Source organism: Sphingobium sp. DEHP117, assembly GCF_030867385.1.
Classification (GTDB): domain Bacteria; phylum Pseudomonadota; class Alphaproteobacteria; order Sphingomonadales; family Sphingomonadaceae; genus Sphingobium.
The window spans coordinates 553,397-571,801 of sequence record NZ_JAPFBJ010000001.1; the positions used below are offsets into that span (position 1 = coordinate 553,397).

Annotated in this window: 22 protein-coding genes; 12 read left to right on the top strand and 10 right to left on the bottom strand. The window is 64.9% G+C overall.

Features of this window, described 5'->3' with window-relative positions:
- Window positions 1-54 precede the first annotated feature (54 nt).
- From OOT33_RS02720 to OOT33_RS02730, 3 genes are read left to right on the top strand one after another with little or no spacing between them, the layout of a single operon-like run.
- Complete coding sequence (locus OOT33_RS02720; RefSeq protein ID WP_307748443.1) at window positions 55-1,755, top strand: AMP-binding protein; 1,701 nt, start codon at window positions 55-57, stop codon at window positions 1,753-1,755.
- Complete coding sequence (gene msrA / locus OOT33_RS02725) at window positions 1,748-2,281, top strand: peptide-methionine (S)-S-oxide reductase MsrA (RefSeq protein WP_307748444.1); 534 nt, start codon at window positions 1,748-1,750, stop codon at window positions 2,279-2,281. The genes OOT33_RS02720 and msrA overlap by 8 nt, the downstream gene beginning before the upstream one ends.
- Window positions 2,278-2,511 carry a hypothetical protein gene (locus OOT33_RS02730; RefSeq protein WP_307748445.1) on the top strand — a complete coding sequence of 78 codons (234 nt, stop codon included), beginning with the start codon at window positions 2,278-2,280 and terminating at the stop codon, window positions 2,509-2,511. The genes msrA and OOT33_RS02730 overlap by 4 nt, the downstream gene beginning before the upstream one ends.
- Before the next feature lie 3 nt (window positions 2,512-2,514).
- On the opposite strand, the gene OOT33_RS02735 is transcribed toward OOT33_RS02730, so the two are convergent.
- Window positions 2,515-3,462, bottom strand: a complete 948-nt coding sequence (locus OOT33_RS02735) for an L-threonylcarbamoyladenylate synthase (RefSeq protein WP_307748448.1) — start codon at window positions 3,460-3,462, stop codon at window positions 2,515-2,517.
- Window positions 3,463-3,545: 83 nt separating this feature from the next.
- On the opposite strand from OOT33_RS02735, the gene OOT33_RS02740 reads away from it, so the two are divergent.
- Window positions 3,546-4,376: a DUF815 domain-containing protein gene (locus tag OOT33_RS02740; RefSeq protein ID WP_307748449.1), complete on the top strand. Its 831-nt coding sequence runs from the start codon at window positions 3,546-3,548 to the stop codon at window positions 4,374-4,376.
- Here the strand turns inward: OOT33_RS02740 and OOT33_RS02745 are convergent.
- Window positions 4,366-5,700: a PQQ-dependent sugar dehydrogenase gene (locus OOT33_RS02745; protein WP_307748451.1), complete on the bottom strand. Its 1,335-nt coding sequence runs from the start codon at window positions 5,698-5,700 to the stop codon at window positions 4,366-4,368. The two genes, OOT33_RS02740 and OOT33_RS02745, sit on opposite strands and share 11 nt — an antisense overlap.
- A gap of 4 nt (window positions 5,701-5,704) precedes the next feature.
- Window positions 5,705-5,884 (bottom strand): hypothetical protein, encoded by a 180-nt coding sequence (locus tag OOT33_RS02750; RefSeq protein WP_307748452.1) that lies wholly within the window; start codon window positions 5,882-5,884, stop codon window positions 5,705-5,707.
- 200 nt (window positions 5,885-6,084) lie between these two features.
- Here OOT33_RS02750 and OOT33_RS02755 point away from each other — a divergent pair, with 200 nt between their 5' ends.
- The gene (locus OOT33_RS02755) at window positions 6,085-6,294 is read left to right on the top strand and encodes a hypothetical protein (RefSeq protein ID WP_307748453.1); all 210 of its coding nucleotides are present in this window, start codon (window positions 6,085-6,087) and stop codon (window positions 6,292-6,294) included.
- Between the two features lie 112 nt (window positions 6,295-6,406).
- Here the strand turns inward: OOT33_RS02755 and argC are convergent, their stop codons facing one another.
- From argC to OOT33_RS02770, 3 genes are read right to left on the bottom strand one after another with little or no spacing between them, the layout of a single operon-like run.
- A complete protein-coding gene (argC, locus tag OOT33_RS02760) occupies window positions 6,407-7,336 on the bottom strand; it encodes an N-acetyl-gamma-glutamyl-phosphate reductase (protein ID WP_307748454.1) in 930 nt (309 codons plus the stop codon).
- Window positions 7,333-8,244: an NlpC/P60 family protein gene (locus OOT33_RS02765; protein ID WP_307748455.1), complete on the bottom strand. Its 912-nt coding sequence runs from the start codon at window positions 8,242-8,244 to the stop codon at window positions 7,333-7,335. The genes argC and OOT33_RS02765 overlap by 4 nt, the downstream gene beginning before the upstream one ends.
- A gap of 49 nt (window positions 8,245-8,293) precedes the next feature.
- The gene (locus OOT33_RS02770; protein WP_307748456.1) at window positions 8,294-9,700 is read right to left on the bottom strand and encodes a leucyl aminopeptidase family protein; all 1,407 of its coding nucleotides are present in this window, start codon (window positions 9,698-9,700) and stop codon (window positions 8,294-8,296) included.
- A gap of 54 nt (window positions 9,701-9,754) precedes the next feature.
- On the opposite strand from OOT33_RS02770, the gene OOT33_RS02775 reads away from it, so the two are divergent.
- Window positions 9,755-10,567, top strand: a complete 813-nt coding sequence (locus tag OOT33_RS02775; protein WP_307748457.1) for a DUF4163 domain-containing protein — start codon at window positions 9,755-9,757, stop codon at window positions 10,565-10,567.
- On the opposite strand, the gene rimO is transcribed toward OOT33_RS02775, so the two are convergent.
- Window positions 10,540-11,919 carry a 30S ribosomal protein S12 methylthiotransferase RimO gene (gene rimO / locus OOT33_RS02780; protein ID WP_307748459.1) on the bottom strand — a complete coding sequence of 460 codons (1,380 nt, stop codon included), beginning with the start codon at window positions 11,917-11,919 and terminating at the stop codon, window positions 10,540-10,542. The genes OOT33_RS02775 and rimO overlap by 28 nt on opposite strands.
- Window positions 11,920-12,021: 102 nt before the next feature.
- Here rimO and OOT33_RS02785 point away from each other — a divergent pair, with 102 nt between their 5' ends.
- Window positions 12,022-12,513 carry a PilZ domain-containing protein gene (locus OOT33_RS02785; RefSeq protein ID WP_307748460.1) on the top strand — a complete coding sequence of 164 codons (492 nt, stop codon included), beginning with the start codon at window positions 12,022-12,024 and terminating at the stop codon, window positions 12,511-12,513.
- A 118-nt stretch (window positions 12,514-12,631) separates the two neighbouring features.
- On the opposite strand, the gene surE is transcribed toward OOT33_RS02785, so the two are convergent.
- Complete coding sequence (surE, locus tag OOT33_RS02790) at window positions 12,632-13,393, bottom strand: 5'/3'-nucleotidase SurE (RefSeq protein WP_307748461.1); 762 nt, start codon at window positions 13,391-13,393, stop codon at window positions 12,632-12,634.
- Between the two features lie 102 nt (window positions 13,394-13,495).
- On the bottom strand, window positions 13,496-14,773 hold the full coding sequence (gene serS / locus OOT33_RS02795) for a serine--tRNA ligase (RefSeq protein WP_307748462.1): 1,278 nt from the start codon (window positions 14,771-14,773) through the stop codon (window positions 13,496-13,498).
- Between the two features lie 118 nt (window positions 14,774-14,891).
- On the opposite strand from serS, the gene OOT33_RS02800 reads away from it, so the two are divergent.
- From OOT33_RS02800 to OOT33_RS02810, 3 genes are all read left to right on the top strand, one after another.
- Window positions 14,892-15,623, top strand: a complete 732-nt coding sequence (locus OOT33_RS02800; RefSeq protein ID WP_307748463.1) for a hypothetical protein — start codon at window positions 14,892-14,894, stop codon at window positions 15,621-15,623.
- Window positions 15,624-16,259: 636 nt separating this feature from the next.
- Window positions 16,260-16,712, top strand: a complete 453-nt coding sequence (gene dksA, locus OOT33_RS02805) for an RNA polymerase-binding protein DksA (RefSeq protein ID WP_307748465.1) — start codon at window positions 16,260-16,262, stop codon at window positions 16,710-16,712.
- 112 nt (window positions 16,713-16,824) lie between these two features.
- The gene (locus OOT33_RS02810) at window positions 16,825-17,136 is read left to right on the top strand and encodes a PilZ domain-containing protein (RefSeq protein WP_307748466.1); all 312 of its coding nucleotides are present in this window, start codon (window positions 16,825-16,827) and stop codon (window positions 17,134-17,136) included.
- A gap of 71 nt (window positions 17,137-17,207) precedes the next feature.
- Here OOT33_RS02810 and OOT33_RS02815 read toward each other — a convergent pair whose 3' ends face one another.
- Complete coding sequence (locus OOT33_RS02815) at window positions 17,208-17,348, bottom strand: DUF465 domain-containing protein (RefSeq protein WP_373690482.1); 141 nt, start codon at window positions 17,346-17,348, stop codon at window positions 17,208-17,210.
- 174 nt (window positions 17,349-17,522) lie between these two features.
- Here OOT33_RS02815 and OOT33_RS02820 point away from each other — a divergent pair, with 174 nt between their 5' ends.
- The gene (locus OOT33_RS02820; protein WP_307748469.1) at window positions 17,523-17,720 is read left to right on the top strand and encodes a DUF465 domain-containing protein; all 198 of its coding nucleotides are present in this window, start codon (window positions 17,523-17,525) and stop codon (window positions 17,718-17,720) included.
- Between the two features lie 135 nt (window positions 17,721-17,855).
- A complete protein-coding gene (locus OOT33_RS02825; protein WP_307748470.1) occupies window positions 17,856-18,353 on the top strand; it encodes a DUF1465 family protein in 498 nt (165 codons plus the stop codon).
- Window positions 18,354-18,405 lie beyond the last annotated feature (52 nt).

Below are 18,405 nucleotides of genomic sequence, written 5' to 3' on the forward strand. Positions count from 1 at the left end.
CCCCGATCATTTATTGCCTTTGTGTGTTAACCTTCTTCCTGTAGATTGGCAGCCATGGAGAGCGATATGCCGATTTGGCGGGAGTGTTATAGCCACCCCGTCGCTTGGGACACTGCTTTTGAGCCGATGTCCCTTCCCGATATGCTGCTGAAAAAGGCGGAAGAAACGCCGCTGGCGCCTGCGATAGATTTCATGGGTCGCAAGTTCAGTTATGCCGACGTGGCGCTGGGTGCCTGCAAGGTGGCCCGCGGACTGGTGGAGCTTGATGTCCGCCGGGGTGACCGTGTCGGGCTGTTCCTGCCCAATGTGCCGCATTATGTCGCCGCTTATTATGGCGCGATGATGATGGGCGCGATTGTGGTCAACTTCTCGCCGCTCTACACGGTGGAGGAGCTGAAATATCAGGCGGAGGACAGCGGCACCAAGCTGCTGTTCACCCTCTCGGCCAAGGCGTTGTTCCCCCGCGCGGTGGAGGTGTTGAATCAGAGTTGCCTTGAGCATCTGGTCGTCGGCTCCATCGCGGGCGCGTTGCCCGTCGGCAAGTCGCTGCTCTACCGGCTGTTCAAGAGCGAAGAAGAGGCCGAGGTGCCAGACGGTGACCGGCGCATCACCCGCTTTTCCAGCTTGATCGACAATGATGGCGATTGCCTGCCGGTGCCGATCGATGCGGTGAACGACATAGCTCTGCTGCAATATACCGGCGGCACCACCGGCACGCCCAAGGGCGCCATGCTGACGCACCAGAACCTCACTGCCAACGCGCGTCAGGTGGCTTTGTGCGATCCTGAGCCGCCAGAACATGACCGGGCCATCGGCGCGCTCCCGCTGTTTCATGTCTTTGCCAATACCTGCGTGTTGAACCGCACGGTTGCGCGCGGCGGGGAGATGGTGCTGCTGCCCCGGTTCAACCCCAAGCAGGTGATGGACGCGATAGAGCGCACCCACGCGCCGCTGATGTTCGGCGTGCCGACCATGTATCAGGCCATGCTCGACAGCCCGGCGCTGCATGGCGCGGATCTCTCTTCGCTCCAGGTCTGCATTTCCGGTGGCGCCCCCCTGCCGCAGGAGCTGAAACTGCGGTTCGAGGAGGCCACAGGCGCGCGCATTGTAGAAGGCTATGGCCTGACCGAGAGCAGCGGCGTGGTCAGCTCCAACCCTTATGAGGGCGGCACCAAATTCGGCACCATCGGTCACCCGATGCCGGGCACGCGCGTCAAGCTGCTCGACCGGGAGGACCCGACCCGCGATGCCTTGCCCGGGGAACCGGGCGAGCTCGCCTTTTCCGGCCCGCAGGTGATGAAGGGGTATTGGCGGCGGCCGGATGCGGACAAGGATGTTTTCGTCAATGGCTATCTCCGCACCGGAGATGTCGCGACAATAGACGAAGAGGGCTATATCCGCATCGTCGACCGGATCAAGGACATGATCACCGTCGGCGGCTTCAAGGTTTTCCCCAGCCAGGTCGAGGCGGTGCTTTACCGGCACCCGGCCGTGAAGGAGGCACTGGTCATCGGCATTCCCGATGCCTATCGCGGCGAAAGTCCTAAAGCGTTCGTTGCATTGCGCGAAGGGACCGAGGCGAGCGGTGAGGAGCTGCAGGCGTGGCTCAACCCTCAGGTTGGCAAGCACGAGAAGGTGGTGTCGGTGGAAATACGCGAGAGCCTGCCGAAAACGCTGGTCGGCAAGCTTTCACGCAAGGAACTGGTCGCCGAAGAGCGGGAGAAGTACCAAGCTATGAAGAACGGCAATGGCTGAGGAAGTCGCGACATTCGCAGGCGGCTGTTTCTGGTGCACGGAGGCCGTGTTCCTTCAGCTCGCGGGCGTCATTGGGGTCGAGAGCGGCTATATCGGCGGCACTACCGTCAACCCTAGCTATGAGGAGGTGTGCAGCGGTCGTACCGGCCACGCCGAGGCGATCCGCATCCGCTTCGATCCCGCTATCATCAGCTATGACGACCTGCTCGACATCTTTTTCGCCACGCATGACCCGACGCAGCTGAACCGCCAGGGCAACGACATCGGCACGCAATATCGCTCCGCCATCTTCCCGCATGACGCTGCGCAGGGGGAAGCGGCGCGGGCGGGGATAGAGCGTGCGCAAGCCGACTGGGCGATGCCGATCGTGACCACGATCGAGCCGCTGGCCGAGTGGTATCCTGCTGAGGGCTATCATCAGGATTACTGGAACCGATCGGGCGATCGGAACCCCTATTGCATGGCTGTTATCCCTCCCAAGCTTCAGAAACTACGTAAGAAATTCTCCGACAGGCTGGCGGGATGATGCCGCGCGCGCTGTTGGGCGCAGGCCTCGCCGTCGTGCTTGCAGGCTGTGTCAGCACGGTCGGCAAGGTCGTCACCGCGCCGGTCAAGGCTGGGGCCAAGGCGGCGGACTGGATGACGACGAGCCAGGACGAGGCAGACCGCAATCGCGGGCGGGAGATACGCCGTCAGGAAGAAGCCGCGCGCAAGGCCTGCCGTAAAGAAGGCAGGCGGGACTGCGGGGAAGACTGAAGCTCAGGCCGCCGCGCGCCTCAGCCGGTCGTTGATCGCCAGACCCACGCCCTCCATCGGTACGTTGGCGACCGCAATGCGCGGGGCCGAACTGGCGTCGGCAATGTGCAGCGCGGCGAACAATGCGGCGGCGGCTTCATCCAGATCTGCTGTCTCGGAAAGGCTGATGTCGCCCTTCACCGCGCCGAAGCCGATCAGATACTCGCCCGCCATCGCGTCAGTCGCGTTGAGCCGCACCGGCTTTGAGGGGGCATAATGGCTCTCCATCTGGCCGGGCGCTTCGATGCCATGATCGCTGCCTGACACGACCACCGGCAGGCCGCTCGCCTGCTCCAGCCTCTCTGCCGCGATCGGTCCGGGGCGCAGCAGGCGAATATGGTCTCCCGCGCATGCAGCAATCGTCGACTCGATCCCGCGCGCGGTTGGCCCGCCATCGAGCACCAGCGGGATGCGCCCGCCCAGGCTGCGCCTCACATGCTCGGCGTTCGTCGGGCTGATCGCGCCGGAGCGATTGGCCGAGGGGGCGGCAAGGGGCGCGCCGCTCGCCGCGATCAGCGCCTGCATCGCCGGGTGAGCGGGGCAGCGGATCGCAATGGTAGGCAGGCCCGCCATCACCAGCGGAGAAAGGCCCGCTTCGGCCCGCACCGGCAGTACAAGGGTCAGCGGACCAGGCCAAAAGGCCGCCGCAAGGCGTAGGGAGTTGTCATCCAACTCCGCCAGGTCCCGGGCCATCGCCACCCCCGCCACATGCACGATCAGCGGGTTGAACGCCGGTCGTCCCTTGGCTGCATAAATGCGCGCCACGGCGTCGCTGTCGCGCGCGTCGGCGGCGAGGCCATATACCGTTTCGGTCGGCACGGCCACGGTCTGCCCGGCGCGGATCAGCTCTGCCGCATAGGCAATGCCGTCCTCGTCACAGCGGCGCAATTCGGTGGTGAAATCAGGTTGCACGCGCCGCGCTATAGGGATTTGTACGGGCGGGGGGAAGGGCGAAGCCTTGCCGCCGCCATGCCCAGCCGATAGAGCATGCCGCCATGACCGAAGACCTGCTCTCCCGCATTGCCTCCGCGCTCGAACGGCTCGCACCCCCCGCACCGCCGCTGCCCGACCTGACCGCACACCCCGCCTATGTGTGGAATGGCCGCTACGCGCAGGCGATCGCGGCCTTCGCTCCGGCTGATTATGCGCTGCTCAACGGCATAGACGAACAGAAGGGCCGCCTGCTGGAAAACACGCGCCGCCATGCCGCCGGGCTGCCCGCGCACGATGCGTTGCTCTGGGGCTCGCGGGGCACCGGCAAGTCCGCCAGCGTCGGCGCGGTGATCGGGGCCTTGCAGGGCGAAGGGGCGGACATCGCGCTGATGCAATGCACCGCCGATCATCTCGAATCGCTGCCCGATCTGTTCGCCGTGCTGCGCCCGGTCGCGCGCCCCTTCATCCTCTTCATAGACGACCTCGGATTTGATGAGGCCAGCAGCGGCACCGATGCCCGCCTGCTGCGCTCCTTGCTCGATGGCGGGGCGAGCGCGCGCCCGGCCAATGTGCGGCTCTACGTCACGTCAAACCGGCGGCACATCCTGCCGCGCCAGATGTCGGAGCAGGAAGACCCCATCAACATGCGCGATGTCGTGGATGACAAGATGGCACTGTCAGACCGGTTCGGCCTGTCGCTTGGCTTTCACGCGATGGATCAGGACACCTATCTCGCGATCGTCGAAGGCTATGCCCGCCACTTCGCGCTCCCGTTCGACGGCGCGGATGCGGTGCAGTGGGCGACCCGGCGCGGCAGCCGCTCGGGCCGGGTGGCGTGGCAATATGTGACCGAGCTCGCCGGGCGCGAGGGCAAGCGGCTGGTTATTTCCTGATAACCCGCCAGATCACGCCGCCCACATCATCGCTCACCAGCAGCGCGCCGTCCTTCGCTACCAGTACATCGACCGGCCGGCCGCGCGCTTCCTCGGTGTCGGCGGAGAGGAAGCCGCTCAGCACGTCGATCGGTTTGCCGCTCTGCGAGGCGCGGCCATCCTTCTCGAACGGCACGAACACCACCTTGTAGCCGGACCTGGGCTTGCGGTTCCAGCTGCCGTGCAGCCCGATGAACGCGCCACCCTCAAACGGTGCGCCCAGCTTTGCCCCGGTGGAAAAGGTCAGGCCGAGCGGCGCGGTGTGGTTGCCCAGCGCGAAGTCGGGCCGCTTGGTATATTCGCGGATTTCCGGCCTGCCGGGCTCCACGCGACGGTCCTCATAGCCGCCCCAGTAATTCCATGGCCAGCCATAGAACCCGCCGAACTCCACGCGGGTGAGGTAATCGGGCACAAGATCGGACCCCAGCATGTCCCGCTCGTTCACTACGGTCCACAGCGTGCCGGAAACCGGCTCCCATGCCATGCCGATCGGGTTGCGCAGACCGCTGGCGAAAATGCGATTGTCGCCGGTCTTGGGATCGAGCTCGATGACCGCCGCGCGGTTGGTCTCCGTTTCCAACCCATTCTCGCCGATGTTGGAGTTGGCGCCGATGCCGATATAGAGCAGGCTGCCGTCCGGGCTGGCCAGCAGGCTGCGCGTCCAGTGCGGGTTGGGCGCGCCATGCGGCAGAGAGACGATCTTGCGGCCCTTTGCCGTGATGCGGGTATCGCCCTCCTTATAGGGGAAGGCCAGCACCGCGTCGGTGTTCGCGACATAGAGCGTGTCACCCACCAGCGCCATGCCATAGGGAGAGTTGAGGCCGGTGAGGAATGCTGTCTTCACCTCCGCCTTGCCGTCGCCATCCGCATCGCGCAACAGGGTGATCCGGTTAGCCGGCGCACCGCCCGCTCCGGCCTTGTTCATGTACCATAGGGTGATCCTGTCGACGATGCCGTCTGGCTCGCGCTTGGGCGCGCCTGTCTCGGCTACCAGCACATCACCATTGGGCAGCTTCAGCATCGAGCGCGGATGCGCCAGCCCCTCGGCAAAGCGGACTACGCCAAGTCCGTTGGCCGGGGTGGGGGCCTCTCCCGTCTTCCAGCCCACGGCCTCGGCAATATTGGGTACCGGGATCCACTGCGATCGCGGGTTGGTGATCTGCGGCACCCGGCCCATATCCGCACCATAGGCCAGCCGCGCCTCGTCCGGCCGCGTCAGGTAAAAGAGTCCCCCCAACAATACGGCGAGGAAAATCAGTCCCAAAGAAATTATATGTTTCATCATGATGTTATCGTCCGCGCTGCCGCAACCATATTCCCACCGCGATGGCGATGCCCAGGCCGAAGCCAACGAGCAGGCCTATGCTCGGCTGCCCCAGCAGCCCGCCGATTACCGCGCCCGCGGGAACCAGCGCCGCGATATAGCATCCGCCCGCGCTGCTCTTCTTGCTCTCTGTCGAGCCGTTCATGCCTTTGTCCGTTGCGCTGATTTGATCATCTTCGCTTCATATCGGGACAGTGCCCGTCCCGCCAGCGCACAATTGTCCCGATTTGGCATTTGCCTAACGGTGCATTGACGTTCGCACCCCGCGTAATTGCGTGGGCGTGCAATACTGGCACGGCCATTGGACATGGGAACCCATACAAGGTCGCAAACACACGGGGTATCATGCAAGTTCCAATATTGGGGGATCGCCAGAGTTTCGAAGACGCTTCGGAACTGATGAAGGCATTTGGCGCGCAGGCGGGGCGCGAAGCGGCCTCTCGCGCAGACAAGAGCCGCGACGTCGGTAATCATATCCGCTTCTGCCACTGGCGGCAGATCGAGCGGATGATATTCCTGCTGTCCATCGATCAGCCGGTGGGGACGATTCACTGAAAACTGATCGTCATTCCCGCGAAAGCGGGAATCCAGGGTCCAACACCGTTATTTTGACTGGATCCCCGCCTGCGCGGGGATGACGAAAGGTCGCGCGGCCAAGCGGCCGCTTTCACAATTTCAGGCCCGCCGCCTCGTCGAGCCCGCACAGCAGGTTGAGGTTCTGCACCGCCGCGCCCGATGCGCCCTTGCCGAGATTGTCGAGCGCGGCGACGAGGCGCACCTGCGCGCCATCGGGCGAGGCGAAGACGAACAGGTCCATGGCGTCCGTGCCGGCCAGCCGCTCGATCGGTAGTGTTGCGCCGTCATGGCCATCGACAAACCGCACGATGCGCGAACCCGCATAGGCTTGGGCCAGCACCTCGCGGACCGCATCCGGGGACGGTGCGCCCGGCAGCGCCGAAAGATGCACAGGCACCTCGACGATCATGCCGCGCAGTGTGTCCGCCACAGACGGCGCAAAGATCGGCGGCAGGGAAAGCCCCGCGTGCCGCGTCATCTCCGGCACATGCTTGTGCGCAAGGGTAAGGCCATAGCCATACCACGCCGCCGGGCGGCCGTTGGCGCCCTCGAAATCCGCGATCATGCTCTTGCCGCCACCCGAATAGCCGGAGACGGCATTGACGCTCAGCGGCGCGCTGGCAGGGATGACGCCTGCGCGCACCAGCGGCGCGACCAGCGCGAGGAAGCCGGTGGGATAGCAACCGGGGTTGCTGATCCGCTTCGATCCCGCCACCGCCTCGTGCCCGACCAGCTCCGGGAAGCCATAGGTCCAGCCCTGCGCAACACGGTGCGCGGTCGAGGCGTCGATCACCTTGGTACGGTCGTTGGCGATGAGCGAGACGGCCTCGCGCGCCGCATCGTCCGGCAGGCAGAGGATCACCACGTCGGCGTCGTTGATCGCCTGGCGCCGCGCGTTGGCGTCCTTGCGCTGCGCGTCATCGAGCAGGATCAGCAAGAACTCGCTCCGCCCCGCCAACCGCTCGCGGATCTCCAGCCCGGTCGTACCTGCCGCGCCGTCGATGAAGATGGAATGCGTCATAGCGATACCCTCTGCCGGGCCAGGACCGGCTGGTCATGATCGGGCTTCAGCCGCGCGATCACGTCGTCCAGCGGCTCTGTCATCGTACTCATCCAATAGGCATTGGCATGGAGCATATTCACCGCATCCACCATGATGCCGACATGTCCGGGAAAGAAGATCAGGTCGCCGCGCTGAAGCGGCGCGTCCGGCGCGATCGGGTCACCGATGCTCTCCCGCTGCAAATCGCTGTCGCGCGGCACCTTGACGCCGGCTTGCCCCAGCGCGAGCTGAACCAGCCCGGAACAGTCGATGCCGCCCGCGCCGCGCCCACCCCAGACATAGGGCTGGCCAATCTGCCGCTCCGCCGCCGCCACCCAGTCTTCTTCGAACTCGGTTACGGGCAGTACATGGCGCGCATGCACCGCGCCCGCCTCGGTGATAATGAAATCGCCCTCTGCCGCGCCAGCAATGCGCGCGCCCGTCGGCAGCGATCCCACCACCGGCGATTTTACGTCCGCTTGCGCAAACACCGGCGCGCAGCGCGCCGTCACATGATGCGTCGGGCCGAGCGCGCCCACGCCCAGCGCCGCGCGTTCGATATAGCCGACATAGCCGTCATGATCGCAAAAGCCCCAGGCCCAGCCGCCGGTCACGTCGAGCAGGTGAAAGGTCTCGCCCGGCAGCAGTTGCGACGCCGCACGGGCATCTGCCGCGCCCGCCTCGCGCACAAACGCGGCCTGCCCAAGGCAGTGCACCGGCTCCGCCTTGGCGTAATGCGGCGCAAACAGCACCCCGGCGAGGCTGAAATCCGCCAGATCGCCGCGCACGGCGTTCACCCGCCGGTCAAGCTTTACCGACCGGCCATCGAGGTGAAAACGGGTGCGCTCGGCCTTGCCCCGCGGGATGATGTTCTGATCGGCGTTCATCGGCTGCCCCCTGCGATGAATGGTGTTGCGCGTCAAGAGCTTGTGGATCTCACGACCTTGCGTAGCGCGCCTCGATCATCGCGAACGCGGCGCGCAGGCCCAGCGCGTCACCGCCCTTGGGCCGCCCCGGCTTGGCGGCACTGCGCCACGCGAACGTATCGAAATGCGCCCATTGCGCGCCGCTTCCGTTCACGAACTTCCTCAAAAACAGCGCGGCGGTGATCGCGCCCGCAAAGCCGCTGTCTCCCGCATTGGCGATGTCGGCGATGTCCGATTTCAGCATATCGTCATAGCCGTCCCACAAGGGCAGCCGCCAGACGGGGTCGTCCACCGCCTCGCCCGCTTTGGCCAGCCCTTCCGCCAGCGCGTCGTCATTGGCGAACAGCGCAGGCAGATCCGGGCCGAGAGCAACCCGCGCCGCGCCGGTCAGCGTGGCGAAATCGAGGATCAGTTCGGGCGCGTCCTCACACGCCTTGGTGATCGCATCGCCCAGCACCAGCCGCCCTTCGGCATCGGTATTGCCGATCTCCACCGTCATGCCATCGCGGGTAGCAAGCACATCGCCGGGGCGAAACGCATTGCCCGCCACCGCATTCTCCACCGCCGGGATCAGCATGTGCAGCCGCACCGGCAAGCGGCTCTCCATGATGAGCTGCGCCAGCGCCAGCGCATGGGCAGCGCCGCCCATGTCCTTCTTCATCAGGCGCATGGCCGAGCTGGGCTTGATGTCCAGCCCGCCGCTGTCAAAGCATACACCCTTGCCGATGATCGCCACTCTGGGGTGCGCAGAATTGCCCCATGTCAGCTCGATGAGGCGCGGCGCATGGCTGCGCGCCGCCGCGCGGCCCACCGCGTGGATCATCGGGTAGTGCTGCTCCAGCGTGTCGCCCTGCGTCACCACCAGCGTGGCGTCATGATCGCGCGCCACCGCTTCCGCCGCCGTCTCCAGCTCCGCCGGTCCCATGTCGGCGGCGGGGGTGTTGACGAGATCGCGCACCAGTTTCGTCGCGCGCGCAAGCCGCACCGCAGGCTCGATCCGCGCGATATCCTTGGTCAGCAGCACGCGCGCCCCCACAGGTGCGTCGTCCTTCTTGGTGCGATAGCGATCGAACCGATAGTGCGCGGCAAGCCAGCCGAACAGGGCAGGGCCGGTCTCCGCCTCGCCCTCGACCCGATAGCTCCCCTGAGGCAGGCCCTCCGCCAGCCTGGCGAGGCACCATGTCGAGAGTGTGCCCGCGTCGCCTACGCCCGCCACCACGGCCCAGTCGTCGGCGCGCTCGGCGGGGAGGATTGCAAAGCTGGCGGCCTTGCCGGTAAACTTCTGCGCCGCCACAGCCGCGCGGTCGCGCTCCGGCCGGGTCGCGAGCCAGGCGTCAAAGCCCTTGGTGTCGACGAGGTGGATGGAGCGGGCGTCCTGCCCGGTGTCTGGCAGGATGAGGTCGGAACTATCGGTCATGACATGGGGTTTAGGCCGAGCAGGCGGACGCGGCAAGCGCGGGAGACGGGGAAAATGCACCGATACTGGATAGCGGTTGCGCTGGGGGTACTGGTCCTGGCCGGATGTTCCGACGATAGAGCTCCGCAACAACCCCGGCAAAACGCCGCCCAGTCAAGCCAGCAGCCTGCCGCATCGCCTGCGCAGCCAACCGCGCCCGCATCGGCCGGCAAGGTCAACCGGGACGACGCCGCGCTGGATTTCAGCTATGAATGGCCCGCGCAGGCCGCCGCTGTTCCCCCGCTCGACGCTTGGCTGCGCGGCCATGCCGAGACGCAATATAAAGAGGCTCACGGCTCTGCCACGCGCGACGCCGCCGCCATGAAGGCAGATGGCTTCCCGTTCCGCAAGCACGCGCTTGAGCAAAAATGGGCGACGGTGGCGGATACGCCGCAGGTGCTGGTGCTACAGGCGGAGGGCTATGCCTATACCGGCGGCGCGCACGGTATGCCGTTCTACTCCTCGATCATCTGGGACAAGGCGCGCGAGCAACGCATCGGCATCGGCCAGTTCTTCGATCTGCCCCGCTTCAAAAATCTGGTCACGGGCGAGTTCTGCGACAAGCTCAACATAGAACGCCGCGAGAAGCGCGGCATCGTCGTGAAGCCGGACGCCAACGATCCGTTCAACGCCTGCCCGGATATCCTCAAGCAACAGATCATCCCGGTCTCGCAACGCGGCAAGGGGCTGGACACGGTGCGGGTCATCATCGGCCCCTACGAAGCCGGGCCATATGCGGAAGGGACTTATACGATCGAGATGCAGGCCGATGGCGAGCTGATGCGCGTGGTGAAGCGGCCCTACAACACGTGGTTCGCTGCGCCGTAAAGGTCGTGCTCGTCGGCATCCTCGATGGTCACATCGATGATGTCGCCAGGCGCGAGGGCAGGGTGGCTCAGCTGCACATCGCGCAGGAAGACATTGCCGTCGATCTCCGGCGCGTCGGCCTGACTGCGCCCGGTTGCGCCAACGCTGCCGTCCTCATCCGCTTCACCCACCTCGTCGATGATGACGGGTAGGGTGCGGCCGATCTTCGCCTGCAGCTTGGCGGCGGAAATGCGCGCGGTCGCCTCCATAATGCGGGCATAGCGCTCCTCCTTCACCGCTTCCGGCACCGCATCGGGCAGGGCATTGGCCGCCGCGCCCTCGACCGGCTCAAACCGGAACGCGCCGACCCGGTCGAGCTGCGCTTCCTCCAGCCAGTCCAGCAGATACTGGAAATCCGTCTCCGTCTCGCCGGGGAAGCCGACAACGAAGCTGGATCGGATCGCGATGTCCGGGCAGATCGCCCGCCAGCTCCGGATGCGCTCCAGCACCTTGGCTTCGTTCGCCGGGCGCTTCATGGCTTTCAGCACCGATGGCGCGGCATGCTGGAACGGGATGTCGAGATAGGGCGTCAACTTGCCCTCGGCCATCAGCGGGATGACCTGGTCGACATGGGGGTAGGGGTAGACATAGTGCAGGCGCGTCCAGACGCCCAGCTCGCCCAGCGCCGCCGCCAGATCGGTCATGTGCGCTCTAACAGGCCGCCCACGCCACTCGCGCGCCTCGTGCCGGATGTCCACGCCATAGGCGGACGTATCCTGGCTGATGACGAGCAGCTCCTTGGTCCCGGCCTGCACCAGCTTCTCCGCCTCGCGCAGCACCGCATCGACCCGGCGGCTCACCAGATCGCCCCTCAGCGAAGGGATGATGCAGAAGGCGCAGCGATGGTTGCAGCCCTCGGAGATTTTCAGATAGCTGTAATGCCGCGGCGTCAGCTTCAGCCCGCCCTCGGGCACCAGATCGACGAAGGCATTGGGCACAGGCGGGGCGGCCTCGTGCACCGCGTTCACCACCGCCTCATATTGATGCGCGCCGGTAACGGCGAGCACGTCGGGAAAGCGTGCGCGGATCAGCTCCGCCTCATTGCCCATGCAGCCGGTGACGATCACGCGGCCATTCTCGGCAATCGCCTCGCCGATCGCCTGCAGCGATTCCTCCTTGGCGCTGTCGAGGAAACCACAGGTGTTGACCAGCACCACGTCCGCCCCCGCATAATCGGGCGACATGGCATAGCCGTCCGCGCGCAGCTTGGTGAGGATGCGCTCGCTGTCCACCAGCGCCTTGGGGCAGCCAAGCGACACCATGCCGACTTTGGGCGCGGGAGGGATTTTCGTTGCCATGATCGCGCGGCGCATAGCTCTTTGCGCCGATAAAGTCACGTGCTCGTGCGTAACGGATAACACCTTGTCAACATTATGGGATTATTGAGTACGGAACATCCCGTAAAAGGGTCGCAGATGTTCAAAGCCCGTGAGCCGCGAGAACCAGTGATACTGCCGGTCCGCATCCGTATGGATTCGGGCTGGGTCGATGCGACCATTCGCAACATCTCCACCAAAGGCATGAAGCTCCATATGCCATCGCCCCCGCCGCGGGGCAGCTTCATAGAGATACGCCGGGGCAGCGCCGTCGTCGTCGGGCAGGTGCGCTGGGTCGATGAAGGCTGCTGCGGTCTCCTCGCCCAGGGGCGGGTGCCGGTCGCGCAGTTCAAGGGCGCGCCCGCACCGGGTGCCGTTCCGCGTTTGGGAACTGCGGGTGAGGAGGTCGAGCGCCGCACCAGCGCCCGCGTGCTGACGCCGGAGGAAGTGGCCGAGCGCAGCCGCATGAAGGCCATGCTGATGCAGCGGGTGATCATCGCGGCCGCTGGCATCGCAGGGGCATGCTTCATCGGCTCGCTGATGTTCGGCGTGCTGGAAAAGCCCATGGCCGTGATCGAAAAGCATCTTTGATCCGAAGCAGGCAGCTTCGCTGCGTTTCGGATAATCGGCACCAGCCCGCTCCCCCTCCCAACCTCCCGATATGGTATCCTATGGGAGGTTGGGAGGGGGAGCGGGCTGGTGCCGCCCTTCAAACAAAAAGCTTGCTCAGCCCCGCCATCGATCCGTCATGCGTCAGGTCATAATGCAGCGGTGTCACGCTGATGTACCCGGCGTTGATCGCCTCAAGGTCCGTGCCCGGCTGTTCGGCCTCGCTGGTGTCCAGCCCGAACCAGTAATAGCGGTATCCGCGCGGGTCCTTGCCCTCTATCACACGCGCGAGGCCCGTGTCGTGAAAGCCCTGCCGTGCCACGCGTATGCCCTGCACCTCTGAGGGGTCGATGGCGGGGAAGTTGACGTTGACGAGCATCTGTTCGCCCGGTGGCGCCTTGAGCAGCGCGCGCACCACCCGCTCGCCCCAGACTGCGGCACAGCCGAACGGCACCTCGTCGCCCATGCCTTCCTTGCGGTAAACCTGAGACAGCGCGATTGAGCGTATGCCCGAAATAGCGCCTTCCATCGCGGCGGAGACGGTGCCGGAATAGGTGACATGCTCGCCCAGATTCGCACCGCGGTTGACGCCGGAGAGCACGAGGTCCGGCTTGCAGTCCTTCATCAGGTGGCTCACCGCCATCATCACCGCGTCGGTAGGCGTGCCGGTGACGCTGTAATGCTGGTGTCCATGCTTGCGAATACGCAGGGGACGGGTGAGCGTCAGGCTGTGCCCGGTGCCCGATTGCTCTTCGGATGGTGCAACGATCCAGATGTCGTCGGAAATCGCCCGCGCGATTTTGAGCAGCACTTCAAGGCCGGGGGCGTGGACGCCGTCGTCATTGGTAAGCAGGATGCGCATTGGGCTTTCATTCCTTGATGGTGTCATTCCCGCGAAAGCGGGAATCCAGATGGGAGTCGTATCGGCCTCTGGATCCCCGTTTTCACGGGGATGACGGTGACTTTATCGTGGCGTCAGTTGCTTGATTCCACCCATATAGTGGTGCAATATTTCGGGAATGCGGACGCTGCCGTCCGCCTGCTGATAATTCTCCAGCACCGCCACCAACGTGCGGCCCACCGCGAGGCCGGAGCCGTTAAGCGTATGCAGGAAGCGCGTGCCCTTCTCGCCCTCGGGCCGATAGCGCGCGTTCATCCGCCGCGCCTGGAAGTCGCCACAGTTGGAGACGGAGCTGATCTCGCGATAGCAGTTCTGGCTCGGCAGCCACACCTCAAGGTCATATGTCTTGGCGGCGGAAAAGCCCATGTCGCCTGTGCAGAGCAGCATCTTGCGATAGGGCAGGCCGAGCGCCTGAAGAATCCCCTCGGCAGAGGCCAGCATATGCTCATGCTCCGCCGCGCTGTCCTCCGGGCGACAGATGCTGACCAGCTCGACCTTCTCGAACTGATGCTGGCGGATGAACCCGCGCGTATCGCGCCCGGCGCTGCCCGCCTCGGAGCGGAAGCAGGGGGTGAGCGCGGTGAAACGCAGTGGCAGGGTGGCGTCCGCCACGATCTGCTCGCGCACCAGATTGGTGAGCGACACTTCGGCGGTGGGGATGAGCCAGCGGCCCTCCGTCGTCTGAAACAGGTCTTCTGCAAACTTCGGCAACTGCCCGGTGCCATAAAGGGTGGCGTCCCTCACCAGCAGCGGAGGGTTCACCTCCTCATAGCCATTCTGCCCGGTCTGGGTGTCGAGCATGAACTGCGCCAGCGCCCGGTGCAGCCGCGCCATCCCACCGCGCAGCGCCGCAAAGCGCGCGCCAGACATCGCGGCCGCCGCCTCGAAGTCCAGCCCCAGCGCCGGACCGAAATCGGCATGATCCTGCGGCGTGAAATCGAACGCCTTCGGCTCGCCCCACCGGCTCACCTCGATATTGGCGTGCTCATCCGCCCCTTCGGGCACATCGGCGGCGGGCAGGTTGGGGATCGCGGCGAGCATCGCGTCCAGCGCCGCTCCGGTCTCCTTTTCCTTCTCCTCCAGCGCTGGAATGCTGTCCTTCAGCGCCGCGACCTCGGCCTTCAGCGCATCCGCCTTGGCAAAATCCTTCTGCCCCATCGCCGCGCCGATCGCCTTGCTCGCTTCATTGCGCTTGGCGAGCGCGTTTTGCAGCTCTGTCGAGACACCACGCCATGTTTCGTCAGCGCCCAGTATCTGCGCGCTCATGCTCTCCAGTCCGCGCCGTTTGAGCGCGGCGTCGAAGGCTTGCGGATTGTCGCGGATGGAGCGGATGTCGTGCATGGGCTTGGGTCCGGCATGGGGAGATATCCCGCGCCCTATGCCTTCCCCGCCAGCCTTAGGCAAGCCAAACACAAAAGAGGCGGCGCAGCCTTGGCCGCGCCGCCCCCGAATTCATCCCATGCAGGCGAATTACTGTGCTTCGGTCTCCGGCTCGGCGCGCTTGGCGAAGCGCTGGCGCGCGATCAGCGCCGCCGCCGCCGCGCCGAACAGCAATATCATCGGCGGCGCGGGCACATCGGTGCCGCCGCTGCTCGATGAGGTGGAGCTGCTGCTGGAAGAGGACGTGCTGGACGAGGTGGAGGAAGACGTCGACGTCGAGGTCGATGTGCTGGTCGATCCGCCGAAGCTCGATGAGCTGACATTGCCGGACGACGTGCTCGATGAGGTGGACGACGAGGTCGAGACATTGCCCGAAGAGGTGGATACCCCGCTGGACGTGGATACGCCGCCAGTGGATGTGCTCACGCCGCCCGTGGAAGTGCTCACGCCACCCGTTGAAGTCGAAACACCACCCGTCGAAGTGCTCACCCCGCCACTGGTGGAGCTGGAGGTCGAGGTCGACGAAATGCCGCCGCTCGATGTCGAGGAACCCCCGGTGGAGGTGGAGGATCCCCCGGTCGAGGTCGATGTGCTGCCGCCGGTCGAGGTCAGGCCGCCGGTCGAGGTCGAGGTGCTGCCGCCCGTGGACGTCAATCCGCCCGTCGAGCTGGAGGTGCTGCTCGACCCGCCGCTGGTGGTGGACGAGATGGTCACGACCACGCTGCCGCCGCCCCCGCCGCTGCCGCCAAAGAAGCCGCCGAAAAATCCGCCGCCGCCAAACCCGCCCCAGCCGCCGCTACCGCCGCCATAGACGACCGGCGTGCCGCCGCTGGTGCTGGTGCCGGTCGCGATCTCGGGCTGCGGGGCAATATAGGGGGCAGGGGCCGGAAGCGGGATCGGCGCGGGCTGCGCGATCACCGGGAATGCCTTGTCCGCCGGCTTGCGCTTGATCGGCTTGCGATGCACCACCTTTACGGGCTTCGCATATTTGGCGCCCTTGGTGGAATGGACGACTGCCGGGCGCGGGCGCTCGGCATAGTGCACGGCGCCGCCACCCAGCACCGCCCCACCCGCCGCGCAGGCGCATAATTTCGCAACAGCCGTCTTCACCGACATATCTTGTTCCCACATCATCGCATGGCCACGAGGCTGTAATCCCGTCGCGCGCACGCGGTTCTTTAAACCACAAACGCAAAATAGAGCGTTAACTGCAAGCCAATTAACCCCGTTTACCTGCCCATCGCGCGACATTTTACAAGCCGAATGTGCCTGCGTGCTCTTGATGTCCTGTATTGGTACGCTTTGGATAGAGCGGGGCAGCCTCCGCTTTTTCTGCGGCGCACATTGGCAGTGCCTTGTGTGGCGGCGGCGGCATGGCTATAGGCGCGGCAGCACGGCCTGCGCAAAGCGGCCCCACGGGCTGCCCGTGCGCGATCGGGAGAGAAAGATGGCGAGTAACCTTAGCCCCGGTGATCACGGAAAAGCGGTCGTTACCCTGCCCGATGGCTACCGGCCGTCGGCGGACGAAGAATTCATGAACCCGATGCAGCTTGAATATTTCCGGCAGCGCCTGCTCGACTGGAAGAAGCAGATCCTTGCCGAGGCGGAGGGCACGCTGGCCGTGTTGCAGAGCGAGCCGCTGCGCGAGCCGGATATGAACGACCGCGCCTCGAGCGAGACGGACTGGTCGATCGAGCTGCGCACCCGCGATCGCCAGCGCAAGCTCATCTCCAAGATCGATGCGGCGCTGCGCCGAATCGACGAGGGCGAATATGGCTATTGCGAGGTGACGGGCGAACCGATCTCGCTCGGGCGGCTCGAAGCGCGGCCCATCGCCACCATGACGCTGGAGGCGCAGGAGCGTCATGAACGGCAGGAAAAGGTCTCGCGCGACGACTGACCGATTTATACAACTTCCCTTTTGACTTTATTGACATTATCCCGATATTGACTGCTCCAGACCGCAAAAGCGGTTGCGAACGACATAAAAAACAATACGGGTTGCCGAGAAAATGACAGATAATCAGGGGGATAACCCCAGGGTCGGCAGCAGGGACAGCCTGTTTCTGCTCGCCCATTTGCGTGACGTCGAGGGCAAGGATCTAGGCAAGGCGGTGATCCGGAACCTCTCCGCCACCGGCATGCTGGTGGAAGGGCAATTTTCCCTCAAGCGTGGAGACATCGTGCGTTTCGCACTGGGTCAGGCAGGGGAGCTGAGCGGCGAGGTAATGCGCGTGGAGGAAGGACGCTACGGCATCCATTTCCATCGCGAGATCGACCCCGCCGCTGCGCGCAGGCGAATCGGCGGTAAGCCTGGCCGCTAAAGCGGACCCGCTTGTTCGGAAAACAGATAATGATCGGAGACAGGTCGGCGGGCCGGTTCCGGCCCGCTCCGTCACGCCCCGCGCAGCTCTTCCTTCAACCGCAGATTGCGCTTCTTGAGGTCGGCAAGCAACAGGGCATCCGGCAGGGGCCGGCTCATTTCAAGGCGAATCTTGGCCTTCAGCGCGTCGCGCTTGGCCTGCAGTGCGGTCATGTGGCTGTGTTCCATGACATTCTCCAAAATGAATGCGGTGGATGAGGGAATAAATCATGATTCGCGGCGCGAGTCTCGCGTGAATTTTTGAGGTATCGATAATGTGGCCGGGCACCGCGTCGAACGGAGCAATGATCTGGACGTCTTGGTCCAAATCGCGCTATTCGTCATTCCATGAACCCCGAAGACGTCATGCGCCGGATCGAACTCCTGCGGCAGGAGCATCGCGATCTCGATACCGCGATCTCGGCCCTGATCGAGAGCGGCGCGCGCGATCAGCTTCAGCTGGCCCGTCTCAAGAAACGCAAGCTGCTGCTGCGGGACGAAATTGCGATGCTGGAGGACCAGCTCATCCCTGATATCATCGCCTGAACAGGGCGTTTCGCGTATCGCCAGGGCCGACTCGCAAAGCTGATTTTCGTGCCCATACGGGACATTCATCATCCATCGGGCTGTTTACCATGTACCTGTGCTGACAAAGGCTGCGCGATATGCCACGCAGCAGCCATGCACACCGCCGAGTCTCTGCACCCAGCCTTGTTCTCCCGCCTGATCGACGGCCTTTATGTAGAGGCTTTGGTGATGGCCGATGAGGCGCGTGCCTATTTCGATCGCGCGGCCGAGGCCGACAAGACGCGGTATGATACGATGACGCGGCTGTCCTTCACCTGCGAATCGCTCAAGGTTACGACTCGGCTGATGCACGTGATCGCCTGGCTGATGACGCAGAAGGCGTGGCAACGCGGTGAAATCGCGACCGATGCGCTGGGGGACACCAAATATCGCCTCGGCCCGGCGAGCGAGACGGAAACGGCGGTCACCGCGATCATGCCGGTTGCCGCCCGCCAGCTGGTGGAGGGCAGCCAGGCGCTCTATCAGCGGGTTCTGCGCCTTCAGGGCCGGATGGAGTCGGCGCTGAACCGTCCGCGCGTAGAGCGCGAAGCGGCCTCGGCATCCGCCAGCCCGGCGCTCGAGTTGATCGGCCGTCTGGAAAAGAGCTTCTGACAGTTCACGCCCCAGCTTTCGCGCATTGCGGTGCCGCCAACCGTTGATTAGG